The sequence below is a fragment of the uncultured Succinivibrio sp. genome, from assembly GCF_902756765.1.
Classification (GTDB): Bacteria; Pseudomonadota; Gammaproteobacteria; order Enterobacterales; family Succinivibrionaceae; genus Succinivibrio.
Genome location: NZ_CACVSS010000097.1, coordinates 1 through 7,082, shown reverse-complemented (window position 1 = coordinate 7,082; position 7,082 = coordinate 1). Strand labels below are relative to the sequence as shown.

Annotated in this window: 4 protein-coding genes and 1 pseudogene; 2 read left to right on the top strand and 3 right to left on the bottom strand. The window is 37.6% G+C overall.

The annotated features are described in order from the left end of the window. Positions 1 to 291 precede the first annotated feature (291 nt). Positions 292 to 2,358, top strand: a complete 2,067-nt coding sequence (gene metG / locus QZU45_RS10430) for a methionine--tRNA ligase (RefSeq protein WP_295355080.1) — start codon at positions 292 to 294, stop codon at positions 2,356 to 2,358. A 193-nt stretch (positions 2,359 to 2,551) separates the two neighbouring features. Here the strand turns inward: metG and QZU45_RS10425 are convergent, their stop codons facing one another. After that, positions 2,552 to 3,073, bottom strand: a complete 522-nt coding sequence (locus QZU45_RS10425) for a DUF2846 domain-containing protein (RefSeq protein ID WP_295355077.1) — start codon at positions 3,071 to 3,073, stop codon at positions 2,552 to 2,554. A 793-nt stretch (positions 3,074 to 3,866) separates the two neighbouring features. On the opposite strand from QZU45_RS10425, the gene QZU45_RS10420 reads away from it, so the two are divergent. Then, positions 3,867 to 5,090: an ATP-binding protein gene (locus QZU45_RS10420; protein WP_295355076.1), complete on the top strand. Its 1,224-nt coding sequence runs from the start codon at positions 3,867 to 3,869 to the stop codon at positions 5,088 to 5,090. A gap of 432 nt (positions 5,091 to 5,522) precedes the next feature. Here QZU45_RS10420 and QZU45_RS10415 read toward each other — a convergent pair whose 3' ends face one another. Both QZU45_RS10415 and QZU45_RS10410 read right to left on the bottom strand, forming a co-directional pair. After that, on the bottom strand, positions 5,523 to 5,897 hold the full coding sequence (locus tag QZU45_RS10415; RefSeq protein WP_295355079.1) for a PD-(D/E)XK nuclease domain-containing protein: 375 nt from the start codon (positions 5,895 to 5,897) through the stop codon (positions 5,523 to 5,525). A 510-nt stretch (positions 5,898 to 6,407) separates the two neighbouring features. Continuing rightward, positions 6,408 to 6,949 (bottom strand): annotated as a pseudogene (locus tag QZU45_RS10410) (AAA family ATPase); the annotation flags it as partial. Positions 6,950 to 7,082 lie beyond the last annotated feature (133 nt).

Sequence of the window (7,082 nt, the reverse complement as noted above, 5' to 3'; positions counted from 1 at the left end):
ATCTGACTGCAAAGCCTGATGCAGAGGACTGTGCCAAGTTAAAACTGGCCATGAAGGTTTCCTCATCTCAGTTTCCTATGAACAGCCGCATGCCTGCACAGGGGATAAATCCAGTTCACAAAAAATAGAATCAGTATTCCATTCGCTAAGTCCATCGCCCAAAATGACGATGGATTTTTCGTACATAATCTGTTAACTTCAAATTCGACCTTTTAATCCCCAAATAAGCACCAGTTATCTCTGCCTTTGTAGTAAAATACTCGCCAATTATTCATAAAATTCAAAAAGAAAATAACTGAGGAAAACATGACTCAAAAAACAATCCTGGTTACTAACGCACTTCCATATGCAAATGGACCAATTCATCTTGGTCATATGCTTGAGCACATCCAGTCAGATATCTTTGTAAGATTCAACAGAGCAATCGGTAATAAGGTTGCCTATGTCTGCGGTGATGACTGTCATGGCAGCCCTGTAATGATTAAGGCAGGTCAGCTTGGTATTACCCCTGAGCAGATGATTGAAATGACCACCAAGGATCATGATGAGGACTTAAAGGGCTTTTTAGTCGCCTATGACAACTACTATAAGACTCATTCTCCTGAAAACGAGGAAATGATGTCCTATATGTACAAGAAAGCATTTGAGAAAGGCTACATCGTAACCAAGAAAATCTCTCAGTTATTTGATCCTCAGAAGAATATGTTCCTGCCAGACAGATTTGTTAAGGGAACCTGTCCAAGATGCGGAGCTAAGGATCAGTATGGTGACAACTGCGAAGTCTGCGGTGCCACCTATGACCCAACGGAGCTGAAGGATGCTTATTCAACTGTATCCGGTGCCAAGCCAGAACTCAAGGAATCTGTTCACTATTTCTTTGATTTACCTAAGGCAAAGGATTTCCTGCATGATTTCATCAGAAATTCCGGTGTAATTCAGAAAGAAATGGCCAACAAGCTTGAAGAGTGGTTCTCTCAGGGCTTGAAGCAGTGGGATATTTCCCGTGATGCACCTTATTTCGGCTTTAAGATTCCGGGAGCAGATGACAAGTACTTCTACGTATGGATGGATGCTCCTGTAGGCTACTTTGCCTCTCTGAAGAATCTGTGCTCAAAGAACGGCATGAATTTTGAGGATTTCATCAAGAAGGATTCTTCTGTTGAGATGGTACACTTTATCGGTAAGGATATTCTGTACTTCCACTCCTTATTCTGGCCTGCAACTCTATATGCAGCTGATTTACGTCTGCCAGACCATATTTATGTTCATGGCTATGTAACCGTAAACGGTGCCAAGATGTCAAAATCAAAGGGCACCTTTATCAAGGCCAAGACCTTCCTGAAGTACTTAAAGCCAGAGACTCTGCGTTACTACTTTGCATCAAAGATGAACTCATCTGCTGTTGATATTGACCTGTCACTGGATGACTTCATGGCCAAGGTAAACTCAGATATCGTAGGCAAGGTTGTAAATCTTGCTTCAAGAACCGCGGGCTTTATTACCAAGAGATTTGACGGCAAACTTTCAGATGCTCCATACAATGAGGAGATCATCTCCAAGATTGCTGCAATCAAGGATGAGGTTATCAAGGGATACGAGAGCCGTAACTATGCTGATGCCATAAGAGCAATCATGACTTTAGCTGATGATGCCAACAGATACATTGATTCAATGGCTCCATGGGTTATTGCCAAGGAGGAAGGACAGGATGACAAGCTGCAGAGAGTATGTTCTGACGGTATTAACCTGTTCAAAGCTCTGATTACCTATCTGCAGCCGGTTTTACCTGAGGTTGCAGCAAACGCAGCTGAATTCCTGAATACCACACTTGATTTTGCAACTGTTGAGAAGCCTCTGACCTCTCACACCATCAACAAGTTCAAGCCTTTATTCAGCCGTATTGAGAAGGCAACAATTGATGCAATGATTGAGAATTCAAAGGAAGATTTAAAGGAAGCAGCTGGTGCCTCAAAACCACAGAAAAAAGCTGATGAAAAGGGTGAAGAGGGCAGAATCGAGCCTTTAGCACCAGAAATCACCATTGATGATTTTGCAAAGATTGACCTTCGCGTAGGTACAATTGTAAGTGCCGAGGAAGTGCCTGAGGCTAAGAAACTGCTAAAACTTAAGGTTGATATTGGTTTTGAGACCAGACAGGTATTTGCTGGAATCAAGGCTGCCTATAAGGATGTTAACTCCTTAGTTGGTCGTCAGGTAGTGCTGGTTGCAAACCTCAAACCTCGTCAGATGAAGTTTGGTTTATCTGAGGGTATGGTGACTGCCGCAGGTCCAGGCGGAACTGAGGTATTCCTGTTAGGTGTTGATTCAGGTGCTGTAAACGGCGATAGAATCCACTAATAAAACAATAGTATTTGTTTAATAAATACTGACAGAATCCAGAGATCTAGTTAAAAGGACTCTGGATTTTTATTTTGTAACAAAGACTGACCTATGGGCAAATAAAGGTCTAATCGTCAAATCTTTATTTCAGTTACAGGTAAAGCAGATAAAGAAAGCTGAATAAAGCAGGGCAGAATCAAAGAAAAATGAATTACTTATTCTGAGAGTAAAGCTCACTTTTTAACTCATTAAAGTCTTTTTTATCTATATCCTTCTCATCATCTTCAAAGCCTTCCACCAGATCAAGATTCAGGATATCCTTCATAGCAACCTTATAACTCATAAGACGAATTCCTGAACCGGGAGCAAAAACACCGTACTTGATATTCTGCTTTACATAGTAATTACGGCCAGGCTTGGTGTTAAAGGTAATGTGATTATTGCCAAATTCAGATCGTGTAGAAACAATATGCTGCCCAGGTTTTACTATAGCCACAAAGAAGGTTTCATTAGTCAGGTCGGCAGCAAACTTGCCGTCAACCCAGACTCTTTTCTTCATCCAGGAACCAAAGTAATGCTTAGGTCTGTAGATATATATCTGAGAGGTGTTTGGATCTTTGATTTTAAAGGTCTTAGCGAATTTTTCGTCATCGACTGAGGCGTAATCAGCAACGCAGCCTGATAAGGTAAAAATACAGGTTATAGCAACGATTAATACGCTTAACTTTTTCAATATAAGATCCGAATGTTTGTTTGATTGTTGTTCTGTTTGGTACAAGCATAGCATTAAAGTATTATCTGAATGTTAGAGATACTTCAAAGTAATCAATATATTAGACAGAGGTATGTATTCTGCAGAAAAATAGGAGAGAAAGATGTAATAACAAAATTAAAACCGAAGTGCATTCTCAAGGATTTATTAAAAAACTTGAAAAATTATGCATCATTACTTATACAATTTTCTTAAAAACCAAAAAGATAAAAGAATAAAATAAAACAGAATGATAAAATGGAAATGCGGTTTAACCGTAGGTGGCTCTACTCACTTAGAGTCATTAGCGGTGACTCTAAGCAGTAGAGCTGTAATATTAACCAAAGATAAGGAACTTCAAAAATGAAGCTGTTTCTTTTCTTTCTAATATTAACGGTCTTACTGTTCTGGTGTGCTCCGGTATGGTAAAACCGTAAAAGATGAAGGGTGGAGAGTATTCTCTGCCCTTCGTCTTTATTATAGATCAATTTATTGTTATTTAAACAGATTCTTAAAATATCTCAAAACATAAGCAGTCAGGATCATAGTTAATCTGCAATCACTAGCTCGTCAGCCCAAAGATAAAAACTCATCACGGATTACCTTTATAGATAGGACCTTATCCATTCAGCGCTTCAACAATCAAAAGTCCCTCATAGTCTTAATTTCAAGAAATTTATACTTTAATACATCTACACTCTAATGAGTTTGCCTTTATAAAAATTTCGGCTAAAATTGATATAAGAATACATTTTAGCCGAAGAATATAATAATCATGAATTATATAGAAAGAACTCTAGAAAAAGTTATACGAGAAGTTAGTCAGGAATATCCTGTGGTACTGGTTACAGGACCAAGACAGGTAGGAAAGACAACTCTTCTTCTCAAAATGATGGAAGGAACCTCAAGAAACTACGTTACATTAGATGACTTGTCCGATAGAAATCTGGCAAAAAACGACCCAGAACTTTTTCTTCAGCTTCATAAGCCACCGATTCTAATAGACGAAGTTCAGTATGCTCCTGAATTATTTACCTATATAAAAATTCACGTAGATAAGAATCATAGAGCAGGGGATTTCTGGCTTACAGGCTCTCAGATTTTTAAACTCATGCACGGCGTACAGGAATCGCTGGCAGGAAGAGTTGCAGTTTTATCTATGACTTCTTTATCACAGGGAGAAATCTGCGGAGAAAAAGTTGAACCTTTCAGAATAGATCTGGATTCTTTAACAACAAGAATTTCTGAAAGAAAACACGCTGATACAGAAGAGATTTATCAAAGAATTTTTCGTGGCTCTATGCCTGCAGTTGCAAATGGAGTTACCTCTAACAGTCAGATTTTTTACAGCAGCTATCTTTCAACATATCTTGAAAGAGATATAAAGGAGTTATCTACCACTATAGATTCTCTTAAGTTTTATAACTTTTTAACCTCAGTTGCTGCAAGATGCAGTCAAATGCTTAATGTAGCAGATATAGCTAGAGATGCTGATCTTGATCAAAAACAGGTTAAGTCGTGGCTATCAATTCTGGAAACTCTGGGAATAATATTCTACTTACATTCTTACTCAAATAATTTGTTGAAAAGACTGGTAAAAACACCAAAATTATATTTTTATGATACAGGTTTAGTCTGTTATCTTACAAAATGGAGTAACGCTGCAACTCTTGCAAATGGAGCAATGAATGGCGCTATTCTGGAGAATTACGTCGTATCAGAAATAAGAAAGACTTATCTTAATAATGGCATTGAACCTTATATGTACTATTATCGAGACAAGGATTTTAAAGAAATTGATATCGTTTTGGAACATGATGGTCTGCTAAATCCAATTGAAATAAAAAAATCGTCAAATCCAGGCTCTGAAATAATTAAAAACTTCAGTTTACTCGATAGATCCTCTGTAAAAAGATCAAAAGGTGCTGTAATCTGCACAAAAACAGATTTATCTGCGATAGATCGAGAAAACTATATTGTGCCAATCTGGCTTATTTGATTAGTTCAAAAAGTATTATTTTCAAAATGTTAAATAAATAATTTCAAAATATGAAGGTACTATCAGGAAATCTCCTTCAAAAGCTTGGAGCAAAGGTAGCGGCAATTACATGATCAGGATTTACTTTGAAGATTTGAAGATAGAATTGTAGTATGCATATGCGTCTTTTGTTTTAGTTATGTTTTTTTGGGGTCGAAACATCTTTATCAAAAGACTAAATTTTTTTTAACTCTATCTTTTATCTCAAATACTCTGATCCAACAATTTTTTTTCCTTAGATCCGAAAAAAAGCAAGCCCTGATAAAAGAAAAATGAATATTGAAAGTAGAATTAAAGATTCAAGGCTGGAAACAGGGGAAAGCATCTGATCTGAAAATCAATAGCTTTCCAAAATAATTGAAGGTATCTCTCAAAGGTAAAAGAAAGATTAACCTACGATTTTGACATATTTCCTAAGGAAGCAATCTTGCAGCTCTTTTGAGCAAATCCAATACCTATTCCGTAGACTTTCTTATATCGTCTTGATATAAATTTTGCGGCATAGTCTTTTTGGATTATCTGCTTTGTAGCGTCATCAGCAGCATCATAGCAGTCTTCAAGCTGTTCAACCTTTTTAAGCTCCAAAATACAGGCAATTTCCGAATCAAAGTTATCAATAATAATATCTGAAAAGCCGGTTCCTGTTTCAATTTCCTCGTGATACTTAAAATTCTTAGTTGCTGCAGCAAGTCCCAGAATACCTGTCATGAAACCATGGTAATAGAGTTCATGGCCTGTATTTCTGATACTCAAAAACTCTTTTAGCATGGTGCTGATTAGCATCTGAGCTTCATCAGTATTATTTTCCATGAGTAAATCAACTAGCTTTAAAGCCTGATTGTACCAGTATGGATTATTCTCTCCAAAAAGAAGCTCTCTCTTCTTGTTAAAACAGTACAAAACTTCCTGATTTGGAATTCTTACAGTCACTTTATCGCTTGTATCTGAACCTTCAGCAAAGGTTACATATCCTGTATGCAGCATCAGTGTCATAAAAACATCAAAGCTAACGCCAACTCTGAGATCAGGATAGGTAGTAAATTCCATTAAACTGATATCAACATTCTCTCCTTCCATCAGTTTTTGCAGTTTATCTATATTCTCTGCATTGTGAGATTCCATACTGTTGTCAGTGAACATGGTGATGAGGTCGTTTCCACTGGTGTTTACCCAGAATGGCTGAGGAACAGTGTTATCCTTCTGTGTCGCAGCATAGCAGTAGCTGATTAAGCTCCATGGGCAGAAGATATGCTTGTTGCCAAATCTGTAGCCGTCGTACCATTTCTTAACTTCACTTTCCTTTTCAGAAAGTCCGCAGTCCTCAAGGAGTTTTCTTGTTTCTTCTTCTGTGAACCCAAAGAAACCAGTATAAGGCTCATCGTTCATACCGAAGGTTGTGAAGTTATTGGCATCGGTAAACACACTCTGGTTCGGATGATACTGAGCATGTCATCATAGTAAGGTTCTTTTGCGATAACAGCTTTCTGCAGAGGAACATCATATTCATCAATAATAACTATAACCTTACGTCCATACTCCTTGTAAAGCATGGAGGCAATCTGGGGAATTGCAGTACCCAGAATTGATATTGCTTTGGTTAAATTCTGAGTTTCATAAAGCTTGTTTTTCTGTGTCTCACAGAAAGTAAGATTATCGATATAGCTTTGAATAGCACCTGAGGTTTGTTTAGAACTTTTTGTTAAAAAATCAAACTCATTATAAAGCAGTCCAACCTTATATATAAGCTGAGATACTGCCTGCTGAAAACAGGTTCCCTCAACAGTCTTAAAGGAAATACTGATGACAGGGAATTCTCCCATTATTTTTCCACGGAATTCTTTGTAGTCATCACCTGCAACAGCAAGATTTCTGCCGTTATCTACAAAGAGTTTCTGCTGATAGGATTTATCCCCGGGATTTTGGTAATTAAGTCTGCAGAACTGCCTGATCATG